Annotated in this window: 21 protein-coding genes and 1 pseudogene; 16 read left to right on the plus strand and 6 right to left on the minus strand. The window is 63.7% G+C overall.

The window, feature by feature from the left end; translation table 11 throughout:
• Positions 1 to 216 precede the first annotated feature (216 nt).
• From NKJ08_RS26315 to NKJ08_RS26330, 4 genes and pseudogenes are all read left to right on the plus strand, one after another.
• On the plus strand, positions 217 to 1,296 hold the full coding sequence (locus NKJ08_RS26315; RefSeq protein WP_352784090.1) for an ATP-binding protein: 1,080 nt from the start codon (positions 217 to 219) through the stop codon (positions 1,294 to 1,296).
• Positions 1,297 to 1,300: 4 nt separating this feature from the next.
• Entirely contained in the window at positions 1,301 to 3,559 is a 2,259-nt protein-coding gene (locus NKJ08_RS26320) for a DUF5682 family protein (protein WP_352784092.1), read from the plus strand.
• Positions 3,552 to 4,802 carry a VWA domain-containing protein gene (locus NKJ08_RS26325; RefSeq protein WP_352784095.1) on the plus strand — a complete coding sequence of 417 codons (1,251 nt, stop codon included), beginning with the start codon at positions 3,552 to 3,554 and terminating at the stop codon, positions 4,800 to 4,802. Before NKJ08_RS26320 ends, NKJ08_RS26325 begins: the two co-directional genes overlap by 8 nt.
• Before the next feature lie 207 nt (positions 4,803 to 5,009).
• A pseudogene (locus NKJ08_RS26330) lies at positions 5,010 to 6,392 on the plus strand (FAD-binding oxidoreductase).
• Positions 6,393 to 6,427: 35 nt separating this feature from the next.
• On the opposite strand, the gene NKJ08_RS26335 reads toward NKJ08_RS26330, so the two are convergent.
• From NKJ08_RS26335 to NKJ08_RS26345, 3 genes are all read right to left on the minus strand, one after another.
• Positions 6,428 to 7,357, minus strand: a complete 930-nt coding sequence (locus NKJ08_RS26335) for a pseudouridine-5'-phosphate glycosidase (protein WP_352527196.1) — start codon at positions 7,355 to 7,357, stop codon at positions 6,428 to 6,430.
• Positions 7,358 to 7,387: 30 nt separating this feature from the next.
• Positions 7,388 to 8,566 carry a carbohydrate kinase gene (locus tag NKJ08_RS26340; protein WP_352784098.1) on the minus strand — a complete coding sequence of 393 codons (1,179 nt, stop codon included), beginning with the start codon at positions 8,564 to 8,566 and terminating at the stop codon, positions 7,388 to 7,390.
• A gap of 165 nt (positions 8,567 to 8,731) precedes the next feature.
• The gene (locus NKJ08_RS26345) at positions 8,732 to 9,580 is read right to left on the minus strand and encodes a MurR/RpiR family transcriptional regulator (protein ID WP_352527194.1); all 849 of its coding nucleotides are present in this window, start codon (positions 9,578 to 9,580) and stop codon (positions 8,732 to 8,734) included.
• 214 nt (positions 9,581 to 9,794) lie between these two features.
• On the opposite strand from NKJ08_RS26345, the gene murA reads away from it, so the two are divergent.
• From murA to NKJ08_RS26390, 9 genes are all read left to right on the plus strand, one after another.
• Positions 9,795 to 11,051 (plus strand): UDP-N-acetylglucosamine 1-carboxyvinyltransferase, encoded by a 1,257-nt coding sequence (murA, locus tag NKJ08_RS26350; RefSeq protein WP_352527193.1) that lies wholly within the window; start codon positions 9,795 to 9,797, stop codon positions 11,049 to 11,051.
• Positions 11,048 to 11,938, plus strand: a complete 891-nt coding sequence (locus tag NKJ08_RS26355; protein WP_352776472.1) for a glucosamine kinase nucleotide-binding domain-containing protein — start codon at positions 11,048 to 11,050, stop codon at positions 11,936 to 11,938. Before murA ends, NKJ08_RS26355 begins: the two co-directional genes overlap by 4 nt.
• A 188-nt stretch (positions 11,939 to 12,126) precedes the next feature.
• Positions 12,127 to 13,032 carry an N-acetylmuramic acid 6-phosphate etherase gene (gene murQ, locus NKJ08_RS26360; RefSeq protein WP_502896057.1) on the plus strand — a complete coding sequence of 302 codons (906 nt, stop codon included), beginning with the start codon at positions 12,127 to 12,129 and terminating at the stop codon, positions 13,030 to 13,032.
• Between the two features lie 99 nt (positions 13,033 to 13,131).
• Entirely contained in the window at positions 13,132 to 14,652 is a 1,521-nt protein-coding gene (locus tag NKJ08_RS26365; protein WP_352784101.1) for an ABC transporter substrate-binding protein, read from the plus strand.
• 34 nt (positions 14,653 to 14,686) lie between these two features.
• The gene (locus NKJ08_RS26370; RefSeq protein WP_352527189.1) at positions 14,687 to 15,646 is read left to right on the plus strand and encodes an ABC transporter permease; all 960 of its coding nucleotides are present in this window, start codon (positions 14,687 to 14,689) and stop codon (positions 15,644 to 15,646) included.
• Complete coding sequence (locus NKJ08_RS26375) at positions 15,646 to 16,485, plus strand: ABC transporter permease (RefSeq protein WP_352527188.1); 840 nt, start codon at positions 15,646 to 15,648, stop codon at positions 16,483 to 16,485. The genes NKJ08_RS26370 and NKJ08_RS26375 overlap by 1 nt, the downstream gene beginning before the upstream one ends.
• Positions 16,482 to 18,233: an ABC transporter ATP-binding protein gene (locus NKJ08_RS26380; RefSeq protein ID WP_352527187.1), complete on the plus strand. Its 1,752-nt coding sequence runs from the start codon at positions 16,482 to 16,484 to the stop codon at positions 18,231 to 18,233. Before NKJ08_RS26375 ends, NKJ08_RS26380 begins: the two co-directional genes overlap by 4 nt.
• Positions 18,234 to 18,305: 72 nt before the next feature.
• Positions 18,306 to 19,307 carry a serine hydrolase domain-containing protein gene (locus tag NKJ08_RS26385; protein ID WP_352527186.1) on the plus strand — a complete coding sequence of 334 codons (1,002 nt, stop codon included), beginning with the start codon at positions 18,306 to 18,308 and terminating at the stop codon, positions 19,305 to 19,307.
• Positions 19,308 to 19,313: 6 nt separating this feature from the next.
• Positions 19,314 to 20,444 (plus strand): anhydro-N-acetylmuramic acid kinase, encoded by a 1,131-nt coding sequence (locus NKJ08_RS26390; protein WP_352527185.1) that lies wholly within the window; start codon positions 19,314 to 19,316, stop codon positions 20,442 to 20,444.
• Here the strand turns inward: NKJ08_RS26390 and NKJ08_RS26395 are convergent.
• Entirely contained in the window at positions 20,441 to 20,869 is a 429-nt protein-coding gene (locus tag NKJ08_RS26395) for a GNAT family N-acetyltransferase (RefSeq protein ID WP_352784105.1), read from the minus strand. The genes NKJ08_RS26390 and NKJ08_RS26395 overlap by 4 nt on opposite strands.
• A 69-nt stretch (positions 20,870 to 20,938) precedes the next feature.
• Positions 20,939 to 22,120 carry an MFS transporter gene (locus NKJ08_RS26400; RefSeq protein ID WP_352527183.1) on the minus strand — a complete coding sequence of 394 codons (1,182 nt, stop codon included), beginning with the start codon at positions 22,118 to 22,120 and terminating at the stop codon, positions 20,939 to 20,941.
• 48 nt (positions 22,121 to 22,168) lie between these two features.
• Here NKJ08_RS26400 and NKJ08_RS26405 point away from each other — a divergent pair, with 48 nt between their 5' ends.
• The 3 genes from NKJ08_RS26405 to NKJ08_RS26415 all read left to right on the plus strand — a co-directional run bounded on the left by NKJ08_RS26405 (position 22,169) and on the right by NKJ08_RS26415 (position 24,316).
• Positions 22,169 to 22,708 (plus strand): Lrp/AsnC family transcriptional regulator, encoded by a 540-nt coding sequence (locus NKJ08_RS26405; RefSeq protein WP_352527182.1) that lies wholly within the window; start codon positions 22,169 to 22,171, stop codon positions 22,706 to 22,708.
• A gap of 141 nt (positions 22,709 to 22,849) precedes the next feature.
• Positions 22,850 to 23,389, plus strand: coding sequence for a dihydrofolate reductase family protein (locus NKJ08_RS26410; RefSeq protein ID WP_352784108.1), 540 nt, complete (start codon positions 22,850 to 22,852; stop codon positions 23,387 to 23,389).
• Between the two features lie 9 nt (positions 23,390 to 23,398).
• Positions 23,399 to 24,316: a sigma-70 family RNA polymerase sigma factor gene (locus tag NKJ08_RS26415; RefSeq protein ID WP_352784110.1), complete on the plus strand. Its 918-nt coding sequence runs from the start codon at positions 23,399 to 23,401 to the stop codon at positions 24,314 to 24,316.
• A gap of 74 nt (positions 24,317 to 24,390) precedes the next feature.
• On the opposite strand, the gene NKJ08_RS26420 is transcribed toward NKJ08_RS26415, so the two are convergent.
• Complete coding sequence (locus tag NKJ08_RS26420) at positions 24,391 to 25,650, minus strand: ABC transporter substrate-binding protein (protein WP_352776466.1); 1,260 nt, start codon at positions 25,648 to 25,650, stop codon at positions 24,391 to 24,393.
• Positions 25,651 to 25,674 lie beyond the last annotated feature (24 nt).

The raw sequence follows: 25,674 nt of genomic DNA on the forward strand, positions 1-25,674 counted from the left end.
GGGTGTTAATCCCGAGCCGAGGGGGGGGGGGGCCCCTCTTATTTTGGGGCGCTTGGGTTTTTTTGCCCCGGGGGCCGGGGGCGCATTTTTTTTCCGCGGGGGCGGGGGTGCCGGGCCGGCCGCCCGCGGCCGCATCGCTCGGTCTCCTGCGTCTCAATGCAGCGCTGGCCGAACATCCGTCTAGGACCGACACATGATCAATCCGGAGAAGTACACATGAATGCTGCCATCCGTCTCCCGGTCGAGCAGGCTTATGCCTCTGAATTGCAGGCGCTGGCGCGCGGCGACGACCGGCAAAAGCCTGCGGGCTGGACCCTCTCGCCAAAAGCTGTGCTGACCTACCTGCTCGGCGGAAAGGCCGGTGACGGCACCTTGATAACGCCGAAATATGTCGGGCGCCGCCGGTTGATGGAAACCGCAGTGGCGACGCTCGCCACCGACCGCGCGCTGCTGCTGCTCGGCGTTCCCGGAACGGCCAAATCCTGGGTGTCGGAACATCTCGCCGCCGCCATCATGGGCGACTCGACGCTGATCGTGCAGTGCACGGCCGGCACCGACGAGAACCAGATCCGCTATGGCTGGAACTATGCGCAGCTTCTGGCAAAGGGTCCGAGCCAGGAAGCGTTGGTGCCGACGCCGCTCTACCGAGCCATGCAGAATGGCAAGCTCTGCCGGCTCGAGGAACTGACGCGCATGGGTTCTGACGTCCAGGACACGCTGATCACCGTGCTTTCCGAAAAGATGATGCCGATCCCGGAATTGAACACTTCGATCTACGCGCAGCGCGGCTTCAACATTATCGCCACGGCGAACAATCGGGACAAAGGTGTCAACGAGCTCTCCTCGGCGCTCAAACGTCGCTTCAATGTCGTGGTGCTGCCATTGCCGGAAGACATGGCCGAAGAGGTAGCGATCGTCTCCAAACGGGTCGACGAGATGGCTGGCGGACTCGACCTGCCGGTGCCGAAAAATGTCGGCGAGGAGATCGCACGTGTGCTGACCATCTTCCGCGAATTGCGCTCCGGCGCGACTGCCGACGGCAAGGTGACGCTGAAGACGCCTTCCGGCTCGCTGTCGACCGCGGAAGCGATCGCCACGATGGTTGGCGGGCTCAGCCAGGCGGCGTGGTTCGACAGTGGTAAGCTCGGCGCCGAAGGTCTCGCCGCCAGCCTTGTCGGCGCGATCGTGAAGGATCCGGTGCAGGACAAGGTGGTGCTGGAGGAATACCTGGAAACGGTGCTCAAGAAGCGGCCCGACTACGCGGGCTACTACGCGGCCTTGAACGCAGCGATCTGATACCATGAGGCACGGGGACATCGCCTATTTCGGTATACGCCATCACGGGCCGGGTTCCGCCGACAGCCTAGTGCAGGCACTGCAGGATCTGAAGCCGGTCGCCGTGCTGATCGAAGGGCCGATCGACGCCTCCCCGCTGCTGCCCATGCTGGCCCGGCCGGAAATGCAGCCGCCGGTGGCCCTTCTTTGCTATCCGGAGGAGGATCCCGCTTCGACGAGCTTCTGGCCCTTTGCCGAGTTCTCGCCCGAATACCAAGCGGCCCTCTGGGCCGTGGGCAACCAGGCGGCGCTGCAGTTCATCGACCTGCCGTCGTCGGCACGTTTCACCACTGCGGCAGTTGATGGCGCGGAGGACGTCGATGCGGCCGAAGCAAACCAAGCCCCCGAGAATGACGATGCGGCTCCGCTTGTGCGTGATCCGATAGCCATGCTGGCGCACGCCGCCGGTTATGAGGATGGCGAGAGCTGGTGGTCCGACGTTATCGAACAGAATCCGGAACCCGGACCGATTTTCGCCGCGATCTCCGACGCAATGGCGATGCTGCGGGACGGCGAAGGACCGATCGTGCAGTTCGAAGCCAAGCGCGAAGCGCATATGCGGCTCGAAATCGCCAGGGCGCGAAAGGAATTCGACGGACCGATCGCCGTCGTCTGCGGCGCCTGGCATGTGCCGGCGCTGCGAGCGACACACCTGCAGATAGACGATCAGGCCCTGCTCAAGGGAGTTGCCCGCCGCAAGAGCACGATGACGTGGGCGCCATGGACGGGGCCGCGTCTGGCGCTGGGCTACGGCTATGGCGCCGGCGTCGTCGCACCCGGCTGGTGCAAGCATCTCTGGCGCACGCGCGGCCTACCAGATGCGGCGACCCGGTGGCTTGCAATGATCGCGGCCGTGCTGCGGGTGAAGGGCCACCTGGTCTCGACTGCCTCGCTGATTGAAGCGGAGCGGCTCGCCCGCACGCTTGCCGCCATTCGCGAGCGGCCGAAACCCGGATTTGAGGAATTGCGCGACGCGGCGATCGCCGCCCTCTTCAACGGCGAGGCGCTGCTGTGGGGACTTGTTGAGGCCGAGCTGCTTTTGGGCGCGGACGTCGGCGAAATTCCACCCGACACACCGCTGGCGCCATTGATCGAAGATCTCCAGCGCAACCAGAAGGTTGCGCGGCTAAAACCTGAGGCGCTGGAGCGGGAACTATCCGTCGACCTGCGAAGCGAAAGCGGGCTGTTTCGCTCGACATTGCTGCATCGGCTAAACGTGCTTGGTGTGCAATGGGGCAGATTGACGGATGCCGGTCGCAGCCGTGGTACCTTCCGCGAGCGATGGATCCTGGCCTGGGAGCCTGAATATGCCGTTCGCCTGGTCGAGAACCTGATCTACGGTCCGACCATCGAAAAAGCCGCCAATGGGCGCCTGATCCAGATGATCAATGCTGCGACGACCCTCGACACGCTTGCAACGTTAGTCCAGAGCGCGATCACGGCAAGCCTGTCGGAGGCGTCGACGGCCGGCCTCGCCGCACTTGAGGCGCGCGCGGCGCGCAGCAGCGAATGCCTGGAGATGCTGGCGTCGGTGCCGCCGCTCGCCGACATCATCCGCTATGGCGAGGCCCGCAAAACGGAGACGGACCGGCTGTCCGGCCTTATGGAGCGGCTGATCATCGAAGCCGCGATCGCGCTTCCCTATGCAGCACGCGATCTGGATGAGCAGGCCGCCACGACGCTGGTCGGCGCGATGCGCAAGGCCGATGAAGCAATCAGGCTGGTCGAGGCCGGCGATGACGTCATAAGCGAATGGCGCAACGGGCTTGTCGCCGTGCTGGAGGGGGTACGGTCGACGGCACTGCTGGCGGGATGCGCCGCACACCTTCTCTACGAAGCAGGCTGTCTGTCGGCCGAAGCAGCAGCGACACTGCTCGGCCGACGCCTGTCGCCGGGGACGCCCATCACCGAGGCGGCAGCTTTCTTCGAAGGCTTCTTCAGCACTGCCGGTCAACGGCTGATCTATGACGAGGGGCTGCGCGGCGCCGTCGATGGCTGGCTCAAATCCCTCGACGAAGACACCTTCATCGCGCATCTGCCGCTGTTGCGCCGCGTCTTTTCCAATCTGGACAGCATGGAGCGCCGTCGGTTGGTCGAGGCCGTTCTCGGCCGCGCCGCGCGCTTGCCGGCTGGCCTGACACCGACGCCGGATGGCGGCGAGGCCTGGCGCCGTCACCTAGGGCTGCTTGGACCCTTGCTCATGGGAGAAAACTGCAATGGATGACCAGGCCGAAATGAACGAGCCCGGCCCACTCACTGCCGATGCGGGAAGAGCGCGCCGATGGCGCCTGGCGATCGGCGCCGACGAGGCCTCGGCGGCGCTTTCCAGCGACGACAAACGACTTTCGGCGGCGCTCGACGCACTCTATGGCGACGGCACCAACGCCGCGGCCAGCGATCCGCGCAAGCGGCGCGGCGGACTTGGCCGGTCGGCGCCGCGCGTTGCGCAATGGATGGGCGACATTCGCTCCTTTTTTCCGGCGCAGGTCGTCCAGATCGTCCAGAAGGACGCCTTCGAACGGCTGGACTTGAAGCAGATGCTGATGGAGCCGGAATTCCTCAAGGCCATCGAAGCGGACGTCAATCTCGTCGCCGACCTGATTTCGCTGCGTTCGGTCATGCCGGCCAAGACCAAGGACATCGCCCGCACCATCATTGCCGACATCGTCGCCAAGCTGATGCAGCGACTCGAGCAGAAAACCGCCGAGGCGATACGCGGCGCACTCGACCGGTCGAGACGCACCAACCGCCCGCGTGCGCGGGACATCGACTGGCAGCGCACTATCTCGGCGAACCTTCGCCACTATCAACCCGAGCATAAGACCATCGTGCCGGAGAAGCTGGTCGGCTACATGCGCAAGCAGCGGCGGCTTGTCGATCTGGATGAAGTCATTCTCTGTGTCGACCAGTCCGGCTCGATGGCAAGCTCGGTGATCTACGCCTCGATCTTCGCGGCGGTGATGGCCTCGCTGCCGGTTGTGCGCACCAAGCTTGTCTGCTTCGATACGGCCATTGTCGACCTGACCGAAGAGCTCAGCGATCCGGTCGAGGTGCTGTTCGGCGTGCAACTTGGCGGCGGCACCGACATCAATCAGGCGGTCGCCTATTGCGCCGACCGTATCGAACGGCCAACCAAGTCGCATCTGGTGCTGATCACCGACCTCTACGAAGGCGGCAATGGCCAGGAGTTGCTGAGGCGCATGGCGGGGCTGGTTCGATCCGGCGTCAATACAATCGTGCTTCTTGCGCTGACCGATCAGGGCCGGCCCGGCTATGATCCGACGATGGCAGGTTCGGTTGCAGCACTTGGCATTCCGGTCTTCGCCTGCACGCCAGATCTGTTCCCGGACATGATGGCGGCGGCATTGCGCCGCGAGGATATCGGAGCATGGGCGGCGGGCGCCGACATCAAGCTGGTTCGTGCCGGCGCAGAGGCGCCGAGCCACCCGGCACCAAGTGCCATATAGGTTTGACAAACAGCAGCCCGTGCCGATCGTCGGCGTACTACAGGAGCGGCGCATGACAATAGCAACCGGCTGCGATTTTGGCGGGTTTTCCGCACGCTTTCTTTGCAGCGAAAATCATCTCAGGACGCGCTCACAATCCTCGCCCGTCACCGTTCGCGCGGCATCGATGTCTGCGCGCCGATCGCATCCGTGAGCGCTCGGCCCCCACTGCTCGGCGAGTTCCTGTCGCGGCTGGAAAGGCGGCTGGATCGGTCGGCGATCGTCGCGGCCGATGAGGCCGGGCCGCGTTACAGGGAAGACCCCGACGGCAAAATCGGTGCGCGGCCGGAGGTCGTGCTGCGACCGCGCACCGCCGGCGAGGTGTCGGACATACTGCGCCTGTGCAATGAGGCCGGGCAGAGGCTTGTCATCCAGGGTGGCCGGACGGGGCTCGCCGGCGCGGCTCGCATCCAGCAGGGCGAAGCGGTGCTGTCGCTGGAGCGCATGACGGCGATCGAGGCTCCCGACCGCGGGGCGGTGACCATCATCGCCGAGGCCGGCGCGCCTCTGCAAATGGTGCAGGAAGCGGCCGATGCGGCCGGCTTGTTGTTCGGCGTCGACATCGGAGCGCGCGGCACGGCGACCGTCGGCGGCAATGTCGCCACCAATGCCGGTGGCATCCGCGTGCTGCGCTACGGCATGTACCGGGCGCAGGTGCTCGGCCTGGAAGCGGTGCTTGCTGACGGCAGCATCCTGACGTCGCTCAAGGGTTTGGCGACGGACAATTCCGGCTATGATCTCAGCTAATTGTTCATCGGCAGCGAAGGCACGCTCGGCGTCGTCACGCGCGCTTGCCTGCGGCTGCACCCGAAGCCGGCCACCGAGATCAACGCCTTCTGCGCGCTTGCTTCGCTCGACGCGGCCATCACGCTGCTTGCGCTGCTGAGGCAGACGCTCGGACCGTTGCTCTCGGCTTATGAGGTGAATTTCGCACCGCTTTATGGCGCCATGATTGCCGGCATGGAGGCGCCGGCGCCGCTGCCCGCCGGCTCGCCCGTCTATGTGCTCGCCGAGATACAGGGCAGCGAGCCCGACCGCGACGGCGAACGCTTTGCCGCGGTGCTGATGCAGGCGGTCGATGACGGCGTGATCGACGATGTGGTGGTCTCCCAGTCGCCGCGCGAATTCCGGACGCTCTGGGCGGTGCGGGAAGAGGCCAACCGTTTCCTGTTTTCGATGACAGGCCTGATCGGCGTCGATATCAGCATTCCGCTGGCGAGAATGGCGACTTTCCTGCGCGAAACAGAAGCCGCCATCAAGGCCGTCGACCCCAGCGCCGACATCTACGTCTTCGGTCATCTCGGCGATGGCAATCTGCATTACCAGGTCCGCACCGTGGATCCGGCGGCCGCATACGACATCGTCTATCGGCGCGTGGCCGCGGCTGGCGGCGGCGTTTCGGCCGAACATGGCATCGGCCTCGACAAGAAGGAATGGCTGCGTCTGGTGCGCAGCGATGCCGAGATCACGGCCATGCGGCGCTTGAAAACAGCCTTCGACCCGAACAACATCCTTAATGCCGGGCGCATCTTCGACCTCGGGCCGGGCTGAAATCGAAGGCCGGTAGCGCAGGCCGGGTGCTGACTCTATCTGGCCGCGCGCTTCAATTCCGCATGCGCCACCGCGATGCGGGCGGCAAGCGCGGCGTTGTTGCGGACCAGCGCGATGTTGGCCTTCAGGCTGCGGCCTTGCGAAAGCTCGTTGATGCGGGCGAGCAGGAACGGTGTCAGTTCCTTGCGACCGATGCCGCGTTTCTCGGCCTCGGCCACCGCCACCGCGATCGTGCCGTCGATGAAGGCCGGATCGAGCGCATCTGCCTCGGGTATCGGATTGGCGACGAGGATGCCGGTGCCCGAATCGATCTGCTCGTGCAGCAGCATGGCCCGCGCGATCTCGTCCGGGGTATCGAGACGATGGTCGGACTTCAGCCCACTCGATCGCGTATAGAAGGCCGGGAAATCGTCGCTCCGATAGGCGATCACCGGTACGCGCTGGGTTTCCAGATATTCCAGCGTTTTCGCAATATCGAGGATCGACTTCACGCCGGCGCAAACGACGGTCGTGCCGGTCTGGCCGAGTTCGGTCAGGTCGGCGGAGATGTCGAAAGTGGCTTCGGCGCCGCGATGCACGCCGCCGACGCCGCCGGTCGCAAAAATGCCGACGCCGGCCAAAGCGGCGATCCGCATCGTCGCCGAGACGGTGGTTCCAGCCGAGCCGCCACGCACCATGATGGCGGCGAGATCGCGCCCGGAAGCCTTGACCACGTCCTTTGCCGCTGCCAACTGCTCCAGTTCACTGTCGTCAAGTCCGACCTTGATCTTGCCGGCGACCACCGCGATCGTGGCAGGCACGGCGCCGTTCTCGCGCACCACGGTTTCGACGCTGCGGGCGGTCTCCAGATTGGCCGGATAGGGCATGCCGTGGGTGATGATCGTGGATTCCAGCGCCACCACCGCGCGGCCTTCATCAAGCGCAGCAGCGACTTCATCGTTCAGGTGGACAAGGGAAGGTTTCATGGTCGTCTCGCTTTCGGGGTCGTCTCGCTTTCAGGCGGGGATACGGTGCATGCCGGCGGTGAGCAAGCGCGGCGACAGATCGGGGTGGACGCTGGATTCGCTCTCGGTGGTCAGCGTGGCGAGCAGCGCGCCGGTGCGCACGGCATGAGCTACGGGATCACCCGAAAGCACCTTGTACAGGGTGCCGGCGATCATCGCGTCACCGGCACCGGTGATGTCGACGGCCTGCGCCGGGACGGAGCGCATCGTCGTCACGCCGCTCTCGGTCGCGATGGCAAATCCATGTGCGCCCATGGTCACGATCACCTCGCCGGCGCCGGCGGCGCGCAGCGCCGCAGCGGCTTCCTTCGGCGTCAGCCGCTTGTCAGCATCGGCGATGCCGAGTATTGTATTGGCCTCGTCGTGGTTGGCGAACAAAAGGTCGATGCCGGTCAGGTCCTTCGGCAGGCGGGCCGATTTCGGCGACGATACCGTATCGACGGCGAGCTTGAAGCGCGCGCCCTGCTTGCGCGAGATCAGCGCTGCGATGGTTGCGGCCGGCAGGTTGCAGTCGATGAACACCCATGTCGCCGAAGCCAGATGCGGCCAAAAACGGTCGAGATAGGACGGCGAAAACAGATCGAAGATCTCCATGTCGGCGATGCCGAGCACGAGATCGTTGTTGCGGTCGAGGATGGCCGCGTATTCGGCCGTCGGCCGCTCCGTGGTGGTGATGACCTGGCTGACATCGGCGCCGAGGTCACGCAAATGCCGCACCAGCGAGCGGCCGGTTTCATCCTCGCCGACGATCGAGACGAAGCTTATGTCGACGCCGAGGCGGGCAAGGTTTTCGGTGACGTTGCGGGCAACCCCGCCGAAGCTGCGATAGCCGTCGACCGGGTTCGATGTCTCGAAGATCAGATCCTTCCTGGCGTGGTATTTGCGGTCGAGCACCGCGCCACCGATGCAGACCATACGTTTGGACGCCGGCAAGAGATAGCCGCGGCCGAGAATGTAGCCCTTGTTGATGAGTTGCACGATGTGGGCGGCGACCGTCGAGCGGGCAATGCCGAGCGCGGTTGCAATATCCTGCTGGCCGGCGAACGGATTCGCCGCAATGAGGTCGAGAACCGCTTGTTCCTGTGCTCCAAGGTCGTCCATCGTCTCACCTGGCCCGCCAAATTCGAGGCTGAACTCGATGTAGGAAACAACAGATGATCTTGTCAACATTGGTTTGTCACGGCGGCGTTTGACCAATCGGCGCTCCCGCGGCTCTCTGCCAGCCGGAGAGCGTGTGAGCGCATTGAAGAAAGCTACTTCGGAGGACGAAACTTGCTCTTGTCGGCGTGCAGCACCAGGGAGGCACAGAGGCCTTAACGCCAGGTCCGAAGACTGCTAAGCCTTCAGCACCGAGACGGCCAGTTCGCTGTTGTGGACGTATTCGTTGGCGTCAGGCTGCTTCTGCACGAGCAGGATGAACAGCAGATCGGTCAGCGTCAGTTGCGCATCGCGCGCGGTTATCGACGAGGAGCGCGCACGCTCTTCATCGGCGATCGTGTGGAGGCGAATGTCGGCAATCCGGCTCAGCGGATTGTCGCGAAGTCCAGTGACCGCGATCACGGTCGCGCCACGTTTGCGGGCAAGTTCGCCTATCCGCAGGGTTTCGATGCTGGCCCCGGAATAGGAGAGCGCGAACAGCACGTCACCTCGCCCAAGCGTCGAGACATTGGCCATTTGCACATGGCTGTCGCTGTCGTGCAGCACGTTGCGGCCGAGCTTCATCAGCTTGTATGAGAAATCGCGCGCCACCAGCGAGGATGCGCCGACGCCGGCCAAATGAATGCGACGCGCAGCGTTCAACGCTTCGAGGGCCTTGCCGATTTCCTGCTCGGTGTTGGCCGCGACGGTCTGCTGCATCGACAAAAGCTTGCTGCCGATCAGCTTGCGCAGGATGACCAGATAGCTGTCGCCGACCTCGATCGAACCATGGATCATGCCGGCCGGCACTTGCCATTCCTGCGATTTGGCCTCGCTCACGGCGAGCTTGAGCTCCTGATAGCTGGCATAGCCGAGCTTCTGGCTGAACTTGACGACGCTTGACTGGCTGCGGCCGATCTCGGCGGCGAGCGCCGCTGTCGAGAGGCGCAGCATCTGGTCGGGATTATCGACGATGTACCGCCCAATCTCGCGATCGCCGGGCGCCATGATCTCGAGCTTGGCCTCGATCTTCTTCAGGACGGACATGCGTTCCCCTGTTGCCAGTTACCGGCGATACCAAGCCAAGGAATAAATTATTCCGTCGCTGATTGACAGCCAAGAATGATCCATCAAATCTGGACCGGCGCGGTTTCGGACGGCTTTCGGGCAGGCCGACGATTCGGATGGGCCCAGGAATTCGGACATGAAAGACCGCCCGTAAGCGCGTAGACTCGCCGACACCTCGGATTAGGTCAGAGCCATGGATAAATTGCGGATCGTCGGCGGGCACAGGCTTGAGGGTGCGGTGACGATCTCCGGCGCCAAGAACGCCGCTCTGCCGCAAATAGCGGCGGCGTTGCTCAGTCCCTATCCGCTGCAACTGACCAACCTGCCTGCGGTGACCGATGTCGAAAACATGCTTGGCGTCGTCAGCCTCCACGGCGCCGAGGTCACCAGATCTGCCCATACCGTGACGATCGACACCGGTGCTGCGGTTTCCAAGGAGACAACTTACGATACCGTCAGGCGCATGCGCGCGACGGTGCTGGTTCTCGGCCCGCTGCTTGCCCGCTTCGGCCATGCCCGGGTCTCGCTGCCCGGCGGCTGTGCGATCGGCGCACGGCCGGTCGACATGCATGTCGCCGCACTTGCCGCACTTGGCGCCGACATTGCGATCGAAAACGGGCTGATCGTCGCGTCAGCGCCGGGCGGACTGAAAGGCGCGCGCATCGTTTTGAGCTCACCATCGGTCGGCGCGACCGAAACGGCGATGATGGCCGCGACCGCCGCGAAGGGCGAGACCGAGATCCTCAATGCGGCGCGCGAGCCCGAGGTGGCCGACCTTGCCGCCTGCCTGAACGCCATGGGCGCGCGGATCGAGGGCGCTGGCACGCACCGCATCCTGGTCGCGGGCAGCACAAGCTGGCGCGCCGCCACGCACGACATCATCCCGGACCGGATAGAGGCCGGCACCTATGCCGTCGCAGCGGCCATTACCGGCGGCCAGCTTGAGCTGACCCATGCGCGGCTGGAGCATATGGCCTCGGTCGTCCAATTGCTCGAAGCCACCGGTGTGAAAATCTGGCCGGGCGATCGCGGGCTGATCGTATCGAGAGACGGGCCACTCAAGGCGGTCGACGTGACGACGGAGCCGTACCCGGGCTTTCCGACCGATCTCCAAGCGCAGTTCATGGCGTTGATGTGCTGTGCCGAGGGCGCTTCGCTGTTGCGCGAGACGATCTTCGAGAACCGCTTCATGCATGTGCCCGAACTGATGCGGCTCGGCGCCAACATCAAGCTGCAAGGCACCATGGCGCTGGTGCGCGGAGGCGAGAAGCTGAAAGGCGCGCAAGTGATGGCCACCGACCTGCGCGCGTCGGTGTCGCTCGTGCTGGCGGCGCTGGTGTCCGAAGGCGAGACGACGATCAACCGGGTCTACCACCTTGACCGCGGCTACGAGCAGCTGGACCGCAAGCTCCGGCTTTGCGGCGCCCAGATCGAGCGGATAATTGGATGAGTGCCGGCGCGGCGTCTCCGCATTATTTCCTGGGCGTCGATGGCGGCGGAACCGGCTGTCGGGCGCGCATCGAAGACGAGGCGGGAACCGTGCTCGGGCAAGGCCTGTCGGGTCCGGCGACAACGCGGCTCGGCATAGAGGCGGCCTGGGCCTCCGTTGCGAAAGCCTTTGGTGCTGCGATCGAAGAGGCAGGATTCGTGGCGGCGGAAATCGCTAGGATCCGCGCCGGCGTCGGTCTTGCCGGCATCGGCCGCAAGGGCGCGCTTAAGGCGTTTCGGGCAATCGCCCATCCCTTTGCGAGCCTCGACTTCGTCAGCGACGGCGTCGCGGCTTGCCTGGGCGCGCATTCCGGCCAGGACGGCGCCATCGTCATCGCCGGAACCGGCTCGATCGGGCTCGGCTTTGTTGAAGGGCGCGACCTGCGCGTCGGCGGCTACGGATTTCCGATTTCCGACGAGGGCAGCGGCGCCGATCTCGGATTGAAGGCAGTGCAGCTCGCCTTGCGTGCCCATGACGGCCGACATGAGCGGACGGCGCTGCTGGCCGAAGTGATGCTGCGCTTCAAGGACGACCCGTTCGAGGCGGTGGCCTGGATGGACCGCGCCAGCGCGACCGACTATGCCGCCCTGGCACCTATGGTGATCCGCCATGCCGACCAGGGGGATCCGGCCGGACGGCGCATCGTGCAAGGTGCTGCCGAGCAGATCGACACATTCGTGCGGGTGCTGTTCGAAAAGGGCGCGCCGCGGGTTACGCTGCTCGGAGGTCTGTCCAGCCCGCTGGAGCCATGGCTCGCTCCCGACGTCCGCCGACGCCTGAAGCCGACCGATGGCGATGCGGTTTCGGGAGCCATAATCCTGGCCAGAAAGTCCCTTTGCGGCGAGTAACGCCCTGCTCGACAAGGAATAGTTTATTCCTGCAATCCGTTGACAGCGGGAATATCGAATTCTAAAAAGTTAACCAAGCAGAAACAAGACAGCCGGTTGCTGGCCGCGGGTACTGGACGTCGCCTGGCACGGCATCACATTCCTACTCACGGCAGATTGAAAGTAAGCAAGTGGTCGAACACGGGTTGATGTCGGAGTTGGAGCGGCTGGTTTCCGAGGACCGCAACCCGAGAACCATCGACATCGACCTGTTGCCGACCGTCGAGGTGCTGCGCAAGATCAATGACGAGGACAAAGGCGTTGCGGCCGCCGTCGAGAAGGTCATCCCGGAGATTGCTGCTGCCGTAGACCGGATCGTGCCGGCTTTCCAAAAGGGTGCACGCCTTGTCTATATGGGCGCCGGCACGAGCGGCCGGCTCGGGGTCCTCGACGCCTCGGAATGTCCGCCGACCTTCGGCGTGCCCGAAGAGATGGTGGTGGGCCTGATCGCCGGCGGCGCCGACGCGCTGGTGCGCTCTGCGGAAGGCGCTGAGGACGATCCGAAACAGGGTGTAAAGGCACTGCAGGACATCAAGCTGACCGCCAACGATGTGGTGGTCGGCATCGCTGTCAGCGGGCGCACGCCCTATGTCGTCGGCGGCCTGACCTATGCAAAGCAGGTGGGAGCGACCACCGTGGCGCTGTCCTGTAATCCGCGATCGACCATTGCCGGCATTGCCGACATTGCCATCTCTCCGGTGGTCGGCCCGGAGGTTCTCACCGGCTCGACCCGCCTGAAATCGGGAACCGCGCAAAAGCTGGTGCTTAACATGCTGTCGACCGCCAGCATGATCCGCATCGGCAAGAGTTATCAGAACCTGATGGTCGACCTCAATCCAAGCAACAAGAAGCTTGTCGCCAGGGCGGTCAGGATCGTGATGCAGACGACCGGCTGCGCGGCGCAGCAGGCACGACAGGCACTCGACCAGACCGGCAACGATGTAAAACTGGCAATCCTGGTGACGATCACCGGCATGGGCGTCGACGAAGCGCGTAAGGCGCTTGGCAATGCGGGAGGCTTCCTGCGCAAGGCAATAGGCGAAAAGACGGTGTAAGGCCGCATGGACACTGGGCCGATGTCCCGGGGCGCGTGTCCCTTCAAAGCGGTCCGGCGAACTGCAAGGCATCAGGTTTAACAATAATGGGAGACGACAATGGTACGGCACATTGGCAAGAAACTGCTTTCCGGCATGACGCTCGCGGCGATGCTCGGCATTGCGGCGGCACCGGCGCAGGCGAGTAGAGCGACGCTGCATATGGCCTGGTCACAGGACGCCACCGGTCTTGATCCGCACAAACAGACGGCATTCTCCTCACTGCGGTTGCTGGAGCTGATCTATGAACCGCTGGTACGGCTCGACGCCAATCTGCAGATCGTTCCGGCGATTGCCGATTCATGGCAGTTCTCGCCGGACGGCAAGGAGTTGAGTTTCAAGCTCAATCCGAAAGCAAAATTCCAGAACGGCGCCGCCGTGACCTCGGCCGATGTCAAGGCATCCTTCGAGCGCATACTCGACGAGAAGACCGGTGCGGCCGCGCGCGCCAACTTTCTTTCGATCGCCAGCATCGACACACCCGATCCAGCCACCGTCGTGTTCCACCTCTCGCAGCCGGATGTGCCGATCCTGACGGCGATGAGCGACGTCAATGCGGCGATCGTCCCGGCAAGCGAAATCACGGCCGGCTCGATCGGCACGACATCAATCGGCTCGGGTCCCTTCAAGCTGGAAAAGTGGGATCCGAATTCCAAGGAAGTGCTTGTCGCCAACAAGGATTGGGCGGGCGGCGCGACCGGCGTCGACAGCATCGAAATCAGCGTGCTGCCGGACGAGACGGCGATCCTGGCGGCGATGCGCACCAAGCAGATCGACTTTGCTTTGCTCAACGATCCGCTTGTCGCCACACTGGTGCCCAAGGAAGCCAGCCTGCAACTGAACCGCGTGCCGGTCCTTGCCTACCACGTGCTGCAACTCAATCCCTCCCGCAAGCCGATGACCGAGCTCAAGGTGCGTCAGGCGATCTCCTGCGCCATCGACCGGCAGGAAGTGCTGGACACCGCCTCGCTCGGCGAAGGCAAGGTCACCGGTCCGCTGACCATCCCGGCGCTGGCGACCGATCCGAGCCAGTTGTTCTGCTATAAGCGCGATGTTGAGAAGGCCAAGCAGTTGATGGCCGAAGCCGGTTATGCCGACGGCTTTTCGGCGACCGTGATCGGCGCCACCGGCGAGCCGCCGACGGCAGCGGCGGAAGCCCAGGTCATCCAGTCGCAGCTCGCCGAAATCGGCGTCAAGCTTGACATCAAGATGATGGAACTCAACGTCTATGTCGACGCCTGGCTGAAGGGCGATTTCGACATGGCCGTCGCGCTGAACGGCGGCAGGGCCGATCCCTACACCATGTATAATCGCTACTGGACCAAGACCGGCAATTTGCAGAAGGTGGCGAACTATATCGACGATACGCTGGACAGCCTGATGCAGAAGGGCCGCACCGAGACTGACCCGGCGGCGCGCAAGACGATCTTTGCTGATTTCGAAAAGCACATTACCGAGATGTCGCCCTGGATCTGGCTCTATACCTCCTACAGCTACACGGCCCAGCAGAAGAATATCGGGGGATTCGAACCGGTTCCGACAGGCTCGCTGTTCAGCCTCGCCAAAGTGACGATCCAATAGCGGCTTCGATGCCAGACGAGAGGGTATTCTTCGCGTGAACTATCTGATGCGGCGACTGGCGACCTTCCCTCTCGTCCTACTTGGTGTGTCCATCGTCGTGTTCCTGGCGATCCGGATGGTTCCGGGCGACTCGATCACGGCGATGCTGGGAACCGAAGCCGGCCTGCTGACGCCTCAGCAGCGCGATGCGCTTGCGGCCTATTTTGGCATCGACCAGCCCTGGTTCATCCAGTACTGGCGCTGGCTGCTTGGTCTCTTCCAAGGCAATCTCGGCATTTCGTCTACCTATGGCAGGCCGGTGCTCGGCGTTATCCTCGAGCGCTTCCCGCTGACGCTGGAGCTCGCTCTGCTGTCGATGATCATCGCTCTTCTCGTCGGCATGCCCGCCGGGATCTTTGCCGCCACGCATAATGAGAAGCTTTCCGACCTCGGCGTGCGCGTGGTCGCGATGATCGGCCAGTCGACGCCGAACTTCGTCCTCGCCTTGCTGATCATCTATACGCTGTCGGCCGGCTTTGGCGTTTTGCCGGCGTTGGGGGAGTTTTCGCCGCTGTGGCAGGATCCGCTGCGCAATATCGGCCAGCTGTTGCTGCCCGCCGTCACGCTCGGTTTTGCTTTCGCGGCTTCGGTGACCCGCATATCGCGTTCGGCGATGCTCGACGTGCTGAGCGACGACTACGTCAGGACGGCGCGCAGCAAGGGCGTCTCGGCGCGCGGCGTCATCTGGCGGCATGCCTTGCCCAACGCGCTCATCCCGGTGGTGACGTTGAGCGGCATCGAATTCGGCTACCTCTTGGGTGGCGCCGTGATCGTCGAGCAGATCTATGCGCTGCCCGGTCTCGGCCGCATGGTGCTGGACGCCATCCTGCAGCGCGATTACGCGCTGGTGCAGGGAAGCGTGCTGTTCATCGCCTTCAACTTCATGATCGTCAATCTCATCGTCGACCTCGCCTATGTCGCGCTCGATCCGCGCATCCGGCTGAGTGAGCATTGATGGCTACCTTGCGGGCTATCTTCGCGCATCCTAGCGGTCGCATCGGCGGTGCGATCGTTGCGCTTTATCTGCTGCTTGCGGCCCTTGGGATGCTCGGGCTGACGCCGCACAATCCGCTGATGCAGCACCGGGTCGAGCGGCTGCATGCGCCTGACAGCACCTACTGGATGGGCACGGACCTGTTCGGCCGCGATGTCGCAAGCCGGCTGATGACCGGGATCGGTCAGTCCTTCACCGTGGCCTTCTTCTCGGTCGCCTTCGCGACCGTGGCCGGCACCGTGTTCGGGCTGGCGGCAGCCTGGTTCGGACGCCGCTGGGACGGGCTTGTGATGCGCATCATGGACGTGCTGCTGGCGTTCCCGGCGATCCTGCTTGCGCTGCTGATCGTCGCGGTTGCGGGACCGGGAACCTGGACCAGCATCGTTGCCATCGCCATCGTCTACACACCGATCTTCACGCGCGTGGTGCGAGGCCCTGCTCTGTCGCTCAAGACGCGCGAGTTCGTCGACGCCGCCCGCACCTTCGGCAGCAGATCGAGCTATATCGTGACACGGCATCTGCTGCTCAATCTGGTGGCGCCACTGACGGTTCAGGTGACGCTGGCGCTGGCCTGGGCACTGCTGACCGAAGCCGGCTTAAGCTTCCTCGGGCTCGGCACGCAGCCGCCCGCCGCGTCGCTCGGCCTGATGCTGAGTGATAGCCGCAACCTCATGGAGACGGCTCCCTGGCTGATGATCTTCCCGGGAGTGGCGATCATGATCAGCATCCTCGGCTTCAACCTGCTCGGCGATGCCCTGCGCGACGTCCTCGATCCCAAGATGCGGAGATCGATCGCATGATCCCGCTGCTGTCTGTCAGCGGACTGCGCGTCGGCTTCGGACGCAATCCGCAAGCCAATGAAGTCGTTCGCGGCGTCAATTTCGATCTCGCCGACGGCGAGACGTTGGCAATCGTCGGCGAAAGCGGCTCGGGCAAGTCGGTCACGGCGCTGTCGATCAATCGCCTCGTCGATTATGGCGGCGGCCGCATCACTGGCGGGTCGATCAAGCTGAGGCGGGCCGACGGCAGCACCTTCGACCTGACAGCCGCAGCCGAGCCGCAATTGACGAAGATCCGCGGCGGCGAAATCGGCATGATCTTCCAGGAGCCGATGACCTCGCTCAATCCGGTGCTGACCATCGGCTGGCAGATCGAGGAATCGTTTCGCCTGCATCGCGGCCTGACCGGACGGCAAGCAACGGGGGCGGCCAAGGACGCGCTCGACCGCGTCCGCATTCCGGACGCAGCGCGGCGGTTGAAATACACGCCCAACCAGCTGTCGGGCGGCATGCTGCAGCGGGTGATGATCGCCATGGCGCTCGCCTGCAATCCGCGCCTGCTCATCGCCGACGAGCCGACGACGGCACTGGATGTTACGGTGCAGGCGCAGATCATGGCGCTGCTCGCCGAATTGAGGCAGGAAACCGGGATGTCGATGATCTTCATCACCCACGACATCGGCCTGGTTGCAGGCATCGCCGACAAGGTCATGGTGATGCAAAGCGGAGAAGCTGTCGAGCAAGGCGGGCTGAACCAGCTACTGGACGATCCGCAGCATCCATATACGCGGCACCTGTTGCACGCGGTGCCGCATTTCGCCAGCGGCCGCGCGACACGCAAGGACGCGCGACGCAAACAGGAAAAGGGTACCGAGCCGGCGCTGAAGGTCGACGGCCTCGTGGTGCGGTTTCCCGTCAAGGGCGGTTTTCTCAGCCGTGCCACCGGTGCCGTGCATGCGGTGGACGGTGTCGATTTCGACCTGATGCCGGGCGAGACATTGGCCGTCGTCGGCGAAAGCGGTTCCGGAAAATCCACAGCCGCCCGTGCGATTCTGGGGCTGGTGCGCTCGACGCGTGGCACAATCTCGGCCAGCACGCGCAAGGCGACCGCCGCCGGGCAGAGCGCCCTTCCCGTGCAGATGGTGTTCCAGAATCCCTATGGCTCACTTAATCCCAGGCTCACCATCGAAAGCATCCTTGCAGAGCCGGTGATCGCCACAGGCGGACAGGTGATTGCCGAAACACGGGCGAAAATGGCCGCGCTGCTGAAACGCGTCGGCCTGCCGGAAAACAGCCTGCAGCGCTATCCGCACGAATTCTCCGGCGGTCAGCGCCAGCGCCTGTGCATTGCCCGCGCGCTGATGCTCAATCCTTCGGTCGTCGTTCTTGATGAAGCGGTTTCGGCGCTCGATGTGTCGGTGCAGGCCAGGGTGCTGGAGCTTTTGATCGAACTGCAGCGTGAATTCGGACTGGCCTATCTATTCATCTCGCATGACATGGCGGTCGTCGAGCGGATCGCCCATCGCATCGCGGTCATCTATGCCGGCCAGATCGTCGAGATCGGCGACGCCACATCCGTGTTGTCGGAGCCGAAGCATTCCTACACAAAACAGCTTATCGCGGCCGTTCCTGCCATCGACCGGCGCCACCAACATTTCAGGCTGGACACGCGCCAGGTCCCCTCGCTCGTGCGTCCGCTGGGATTTGAGCCGGGGCCGGCGAAATGGCGGCAGTTCGGGCCGGATCATAGAGCGCGGGTGGAGGCGTGATGATCGTTGCCCAAAGGGATGCAAGGCTGGAGGGGGTACGAAGGATCACTGCCTTTCAGACGGAGTCCGAACTTGATCGACCATGATCTTTTCGACCGCGCGTTTGCCCCACTCGAAGCGGCGGTGGCTGCGTCGCGCATTCCCGGCGGCGTGCTCGGCATGGTCGACCGGGACGGCCAACGCATCGTCCGGGCAATCGGCTCGGCCCAAACCGTGCCCAAGGTGCATCCGATGCATGTCGAGACATGGTTCGATCTGGCGTCGCTGACCAAGGTCATTTTTACGACGCCGCGCATCCTGGCACTGGCGGAGGAAGGCGTCATCGATCTCGACGCGCCGCTGATCTCGGCCCTACCCGATCTTCGCCAGTATGATGAAAAGGCCTGGGAGCGGAACGTGACGTTTCGCCAGTGCCTCGGCCATCAGACACCGTTTCCCGCCGTCGCGCCGATCTACACTTACGGGCGGGACCCCGAGCTGCTGCGCGCTTTCGTCCTGCAGCGCGAATGGCAGGCCGGGGAGCCGGTCTATTCCGACATCAACTTCATCCTGCTTGGATTCGTCCTGGAGCGCCTGTCGGGGAAGACCATCCGTGATATGGATCCTGGCCCAGGCTTTGCGTTCTCCGCCGAGCCGGATCAAACGGCGGCCACCGAAGATTGCACCTGGCGCCATCGCGTGCTCTGCGGCGAAGTCCACGACGACAATTGCTCGGCGCTGCAAGGTGCCGGTCACGCCGGCCTGTTCGGAACGGCGGCATCGATCCTCGATTTTGCACAAGGGTTGCTGGACGGGACCGGGGCGTCTGCGCGCTCGATAACGCTGATGCGCCAACCCCTGTCCGCGACCCGCACCCATGGCTGGGAGCAGCCCTATGAAGGCTGGTCCGGCGGCCGGCTGTGCAGTCCCGGCACGATAGGCCATACCGGCTTCACCGGCACCGGCCTGTGGATAGACTTCGACAAAAGCAAGGCATGGACCTTGCTCACCAACCGGATCCATCCGACACGTCATTTCAACAGCGGGATCGCAGCGCTTCGCCAATCGGTCGGCGATCTCGTCAACGGGGTCTGACAAATCATGATTGCGAAAAATGGCGAACCAATCTGGGCCGTCGGCCTGATGACCGGCACCGTTCTCGACGGCAACATCGACGTCGCGCTGATCAAGACTGACGGCAAACGCATCGCAGATTTCGGCACCTACACGCTGGCCCCCTACCCGCAGTCGATCCGGACCTTGCTGGAAGAGACGCTTAACCAGGCAAGGAGCTGGAACTTCACCGGGCCGGAGCCGGCGATCTTCCGCGAGGCCGAAGAGGCGCTGACGCGCGCGCAGTCTCAGGCGGTCAAGCAGCTGGTCGAAGGCCACGGCCTGATGATGGCCGATATCGGAGTGGTCGGCTTCCATGGCCAGACCGTGCTGCATCGTGCCCCGCAAGCCGGCCGGCTTGGCCAGACCCGCCAACTCGGCGATGGCGAGCTGATGCATGCGATCCTGGACACTAAAGTCGCCTATGACTTCCGCTCGGCCGACATGCGCGCCGGCGGCCAAGGTGCGCCGCTGTCGGCGGCCTATCACGCCGCGCTGCTGCGCGAGGCCGATGCCAGCGGCGACACGGCAGTGCTCAATCTCGGCGGTGTCGCCAACATCACCTGGTGGGACGGCAAGGATAATGTCGTCGCCTTCGACACCGGACCGGCTAACGCGCCATTGAATGACTTCATCAAATCGAAGGGTCTTGGCGAAATGGACCGCGACGGTGCCCTGGCCCGCGCCGGGACGGTCGACGAGGCACGGCTGGCCAAGCTCCTGCAGCACCCGTACTTGACCAAACCCTACCCGAAATCGCTGGACCGTTTCGATTTCGGCGCCTCGATGGCGGACGGGATGAATGCCGAAGATGGCGCAGCACTGCTGACGGCCTTCACCGCGGCCGCGGTCGGCAAGGCGCTCGATCTTCTGCCACACCGGCCGAAGCGGCTGGTGGTCAGCGGCGGCGGTCGACACAATCCAACGATCATGGCCATGCTTGCCAGCCGCGCCGGCGTCGAAGCGGTTCCGGCCGAGGCGCTTGGCTGGAAGGGCGATGCGGTGGAGGCGGAGTGCTTTGCCTTCCTGGCAGTGCGCGTGCTCAGGGGCTTGCCGATCAGCTTCCCCAGTACGACCGGCGTGCCACAGCCGATGTGCGGCGGACGCCTTGCCGGCTAGTCAGGCTTCAGCTTCTTCTGCAGGAAGATACGGCTGCGGCCGACGGGAAAATCGGGAAGCACGCCGAAGGGCTGATAGCCCTGGCGCTCATAGGCCTTGGCCGCCCTTGGGTTGAACGTGTCGATCCAGGCGCCGTGACAGCCGCGCGCGATCGCCTCCTGCTCGGCCGCCTCGAGCATCCTGCCGGCCATGCGCTGGCCGCGCAGTCTTTCCTCGACCCAGAGCCATTGCACATAGAGCCAGCCCCAGGCGGTGTATCCCGCAATGCCGGCGACAATAGCGCCGTGCTCATCGCGCACGAACACGGCCAATGTCTTCCTGCCGGAGGCGCCGACATCGCTGTCGTTGAACGCCGTAAGCCGCTCTCCAAGAAAAGCGAGCTCCTGCGGCAACGGATTGGCGGTTGTCTCAAGCGTTGTAGTCATCGCATGCCCAGATGGCTCATCCACCGAGCATCTATCGACGGACAGGACCGGGACGCAAGGCTTGCTACGCTACGGGGTCGGCGAACGCCACGCCGCTGCCGCAGCAGCGATCAGCATGAGCAAGGCTGCAACCACCGCCGATGCCGCAAAACCGAACGTGGAATAAAGCGGTCCGAACGCCGTGGTTCCGACGAACACCGCGAGATAGGTCACCGCGCTGTTCAAACCCATGATCGTGCCGCGTCGCGAAGGATCGAGCGCCGACAGACGCATTACCAGGACGTTCAGCCCGAAATGATTGGCAAGGCCCCAGACGGCTATCATCGCTATGGTCAGGCTGAAGCTGTCGCTTGTCGCGGCAAGCGCGACATAGACGACCGCGACGAGCAGGTAGGCAAACGGCATGACGCGCCGCGCGCCCAGGCGATCGATGACGCCGTCAAGAAGTGCCGCCGTGCCGAAGCCGGCGCCATAAGCGAGCGCGGCCAGCCCGTTGGCACTGACCGGCCGCCCCAGGCCATTGTGAAGGTGATCGCCAAGATAACCATAGACACCGTAGAACGCGGTCATGAATGCGGCGCAGGCAACCAGAAGCGGCACTATGCCGGGGACGCTCAAGGCGCCCAGCGGCGTCGGCGCCGGGCCGCTCTTCCTGACATCGCTCAGCGACGTCAGCGTCAGGCTGGCCAATGCGAGTGCTGCCAGCACCGCGACCGCCGCGAAAACGGCGCGCCAATGCACCAGGTCGGCAAGCACGGCCGACAGCGAAACGCCGGCGACCATGCTGAGCGTCCAGCCGGTCAACACGACTCCTATGGTGCCGCTTTCGCGGCCGGGCGGCGCAATCGCGGCGGAGCTGGCATAGATTGCCGGCATCGCGACACCTGCGGCGACGCCGGCGAGAAGCTGGGCCGCGACCAGCGCCGTCACCGTCGGCGCGGCGGCGCTGGCGACGAGCGCTATCGCCAGCAGCAGCAACGCCCCTTGCAGTATGCGGCGGGCGCCGAGCCGGTCGATGTAGCGCGCCAGGAACAAGGCGCTTGCCGACGTACCTAGCCCGAACGCGGCGGACGCGATCATGACCGCCGGCACGCTTGTGCCGAACGACGCGGCCACCGCCGGTGCGATTGGACCGAGCACCAGCGAGTTGGAGCCGATCACGGCGATGCACCCGGTCAGGAGGTAGGCGAGTGCCGGGATTGGCGGCTTGGGGGCCGCCGCGAATGTGGCGACTTGATCACTGTTCGACATATGGCAATAATGGCCGTATTAAATTCTGTATCAATCGGGAATTTTAATATGGATGAAGAAACAGATGGCATTCCGCAGAACAGGCCTGCGGCCCGCGATATCGATGCAACCGACCGAAAAATATTAGGCGTTCTGGTCGACGACGCCACGATTAGCTATGCCGAGCTCGGCGACCGCGTCGGCCTGTCGCCACCGGCAGTCCATGAACGCGTCAAGCGGCTTCGGCGCAGCGGCGCCATCCGCAACACCGCGGCCATCATCGATCCCAAAGCGGTGCGCAAACCGCTGCTCGCCTTCGTCCACATCGACACCAAGGGCTGGGGAAAGACGCCGGAGCTGATGGCGATCGCCGAACACCCCGAAGTCGAGGAGATTCATTCGGTGGCCGGCGATACATGCATGCTGATCAAGGTCCGCACCGAGGACACTCGAGCACTCGAAGGCCTGCTGTCGCGTCTCTATGAAACCCCTGGCGTCACCTCGACCCGAAGCTACGTGGTCCTGTCGACCTATCTCGAACGGCCGGTACAGCCGGGGATAACGACGGAGTGGCCGACGCCCCGGCACATGGCCAAGCCGCTCTATTAACTCAAACGATCCTCACGCGTATCCAAAGTCGAACCGGAAACGTCTTAGGCACTGCATCCTGTGGTCATCCATCGGGCCGGTTCGTTTTCGCCGGTTCCTTGGGGCCCGACGGGATGCCTGTTGCGCAACCGGAGACACGCGATGAGAAAATTGATCGTGGGCAGCTTCATTTCGCTGGACGGCGTCATCGAAGCACCAATGGAATGGGCCTCGCCCTTCTTCGACGAGGAGATGAAGGAGCACTCCTATGAAAAGGCCGGCGAGGCGGATTTTTTCCTGCTCGGCCGCGTCACCTACGAAATGTTTTCGGCGCGCTGGCCGCAGGTCAAAGGCAGCAAGTACATGGACCGCATGAATGGGCTGAAGAAGCTCGTCGCGTCTCGCAGCCTCAAGGAGGTGACCTGGAACGCGTCGCTGATCGAAGGCGACGTCGCCGCCGAAATTGCCAGGATCAAGCAACAGGCCGGCGGCAACATATTGAAATATGGAGTGAGTAATCTCGACCAGACGCTGCTCGCCAACAGGCTTGTCGACGAGTATCAACTCTCGATCGTGCCGACCCGCGTCGGCCATGGCAAACGCGCTTTCCAGGATGTCGACCCGTTCCTGGTCAAGCTGGAGCTTATAGATACGCACCGTTTCAAGAACGGCGTCATTACGCTGACTTATGTCCCGCTGTGATCGTGTACCATGAAGATGCAGCCAAGACTTGACCCGACCGGGCTTTTCGACGTCCGCTACGCCGGCTTCCTGGAGACAGTCGCGCATTTGCGTGGACGGCTGCACCGCTACTGCGCGCGCATGATCGGTTCGACGCTCGACGCCGAAGACGTCATGCAGGAAGCGCTGTTCGAGGCGTATCGGAAGATCGAGAAGCTGGACGATGCGAGCGCTCTTCGCCCCTGGCTGTTTCGCATTGCGCATAATCGCTGCATCGATTTCCTGCGAAGCCGGCAGGTGCGTCAGCATGCGGAGGCCAATTTCGTCGAAGACGAGATCATCCTGCCGGTCGAGCCGGTGGGCAAGGGCGCGGATCGCGCGATCGAACGGCTGGTGATCCACCTGCCGCCCAAAGAACGCGCCTGCGTTCTGCTCAAGGACGTCTTCGACTATTCGCTGGAAGAGATCGCCGACCTCGTCGGCTCGACCGTGGGCGGCGTCAAGGCTGCGTTGAGCCGTGGCCGCTCGAAATTGGCCGCCTTGTCCGGCGAGCCAATCGTCCGTTCGGAGCCCCAGCGCGATCCGGAACTCCTGGAATTGCTCAGCCGCTATGTCGAACTGTTCAACCGCCGCGACTGGGACGGCGTGCGGGCGCTGACCAGCGCCGACGCACAATTGCGGGTCGCGGATTGCTTCAAGGGCCGGCTGTCGGAATCACCTTACTTCATTGAGTACGAAAGAGCCTCGACGACATGGAAAATGGTGATTGGCGAGATCGATGGCGAGGCGGTGCTGCTCGTGCTCCACCATGGCGAAGATGGTTGGAAGCCTGCCCATCCGGTTCGGATCGAAGCCGCCGGCGGGATCATAAATCGCATCACTGATTACTATGCCTGCCCCTGGATCATGCCGGCGGCTGGTGCGGTAATCGTTTCCAGGCCGGCCTAACCGGCAGCAGGACATGCAAGTGTCCGGCATCAACCTCAATGGAATGGTATCGACGCCGGACGGAGCATAGGCGATTACTGAAGCTTCGCCTGCAGGGCGTTGACGTCATTCGTGGTCATTTCGCCGTCGGTCGTCACCTTGCCGTCGACGATCTTCCAAAGGCGGAACGGGCCGGTGATGTCGCCATACTTGTCGAAGGCTACAGGGCCGATGACGCCTTCGTAGCGGATCGGCTTGCCATCCTTGATCAGGCCGAGCGCCTTGGCGAACTCGTCCTTGCCGGCATAGATCGGCGTGCCCGCCGGATCGACCGCCTTGTACATCGCGTCCTTGATCTTGGCCGGATCCTCGGAGCCGGCAATCGCGATAGCCAAGCCGACGATGGCGCCGGCATCATAGGACCGGTCGGCCGCCGGGTTCGACGGCTCAATGCCCGAAAATTCCTTGTAGTTCTTGGTGAAATATTCGGTCGATGCGGTCGGGCTGGTGCCCGAGGAAGTGCCATAGGCATCCTTCAAATAGTCGGCGCCGACGGATTCGATGAAATCCGGGCTGTTCATGCCGTCATTGAGCAGGAATTTCTGGACACCGCCCTGAGAAATCCAGGTACGGGCGATGGTTGCGCCATCGACAGGCGTGCTGACGAGGTAAAGCCCGTCCGGTTCGCCGGCCATGGCCGCGGTTACCTCCGAGGCATAGCTCGACTGCTTTTCATTGTAGGGCGTGTCGGAGACGATGGTGCCACCGAGCGCCTTATAGGCACGCGAGAATTCCGCCACCATGTTGACGCCGAAGTCGTTGTTGACGTGGATGACCGACAGCTTCTTGAAGCCCTTGTCGATGGCATATTTGGCGGCGGCCACGCCTTGCAGAGCGTCCGAGGTGATGGTGCGGAAGAAGATGCCGTTGGTCTTGCCGTCGCGCCCGAGCGCCGTCAGCGTCGGCGACGACGAAGCCGGCGACACCTGGACGATCTTGGCCGGCGCGGTGACCGAGGTCAGGATCGGGATCGACACCGAGGAGATGATGCCGCCGATGATGACAGGCACCTTCTTGACCTGCACGAGCTGGGTTGCGGCGTCGACCGCAATGTTGCCCTGGCTCTGGCTGTCGCGGGTGTCGGTCGCGAGATCGCAGCCGCGCACCCCGCCGGCATCGTTGATGTCGCGGAATGCCATTTCGACCGACTTGGCGCCGGCCTGGCCATATTCGCCGGCCGGGCCGGTCAGTTCCATGACGAGGCCGACGGTGATCTTGCAGTCGGCGGCTTGCGCTGCGCCGGCCGCTGTCAGCAAGGCGAGCGCGGTGGTGATCTGAAGTATCGTCTTTGTCATTGTTGTTCCCCTTTCGTTACACGA

The sequence above is a fragment of the Mesorhizobium sp. M0244 genome (genome assembly GCF_040321795.1).
Taxonomy (GTDB): Bacteria; Pseudomonadota; Alphaproteobacteria; order Rhizobiales; family Rhizobiaceae; genus Mesorhizobium.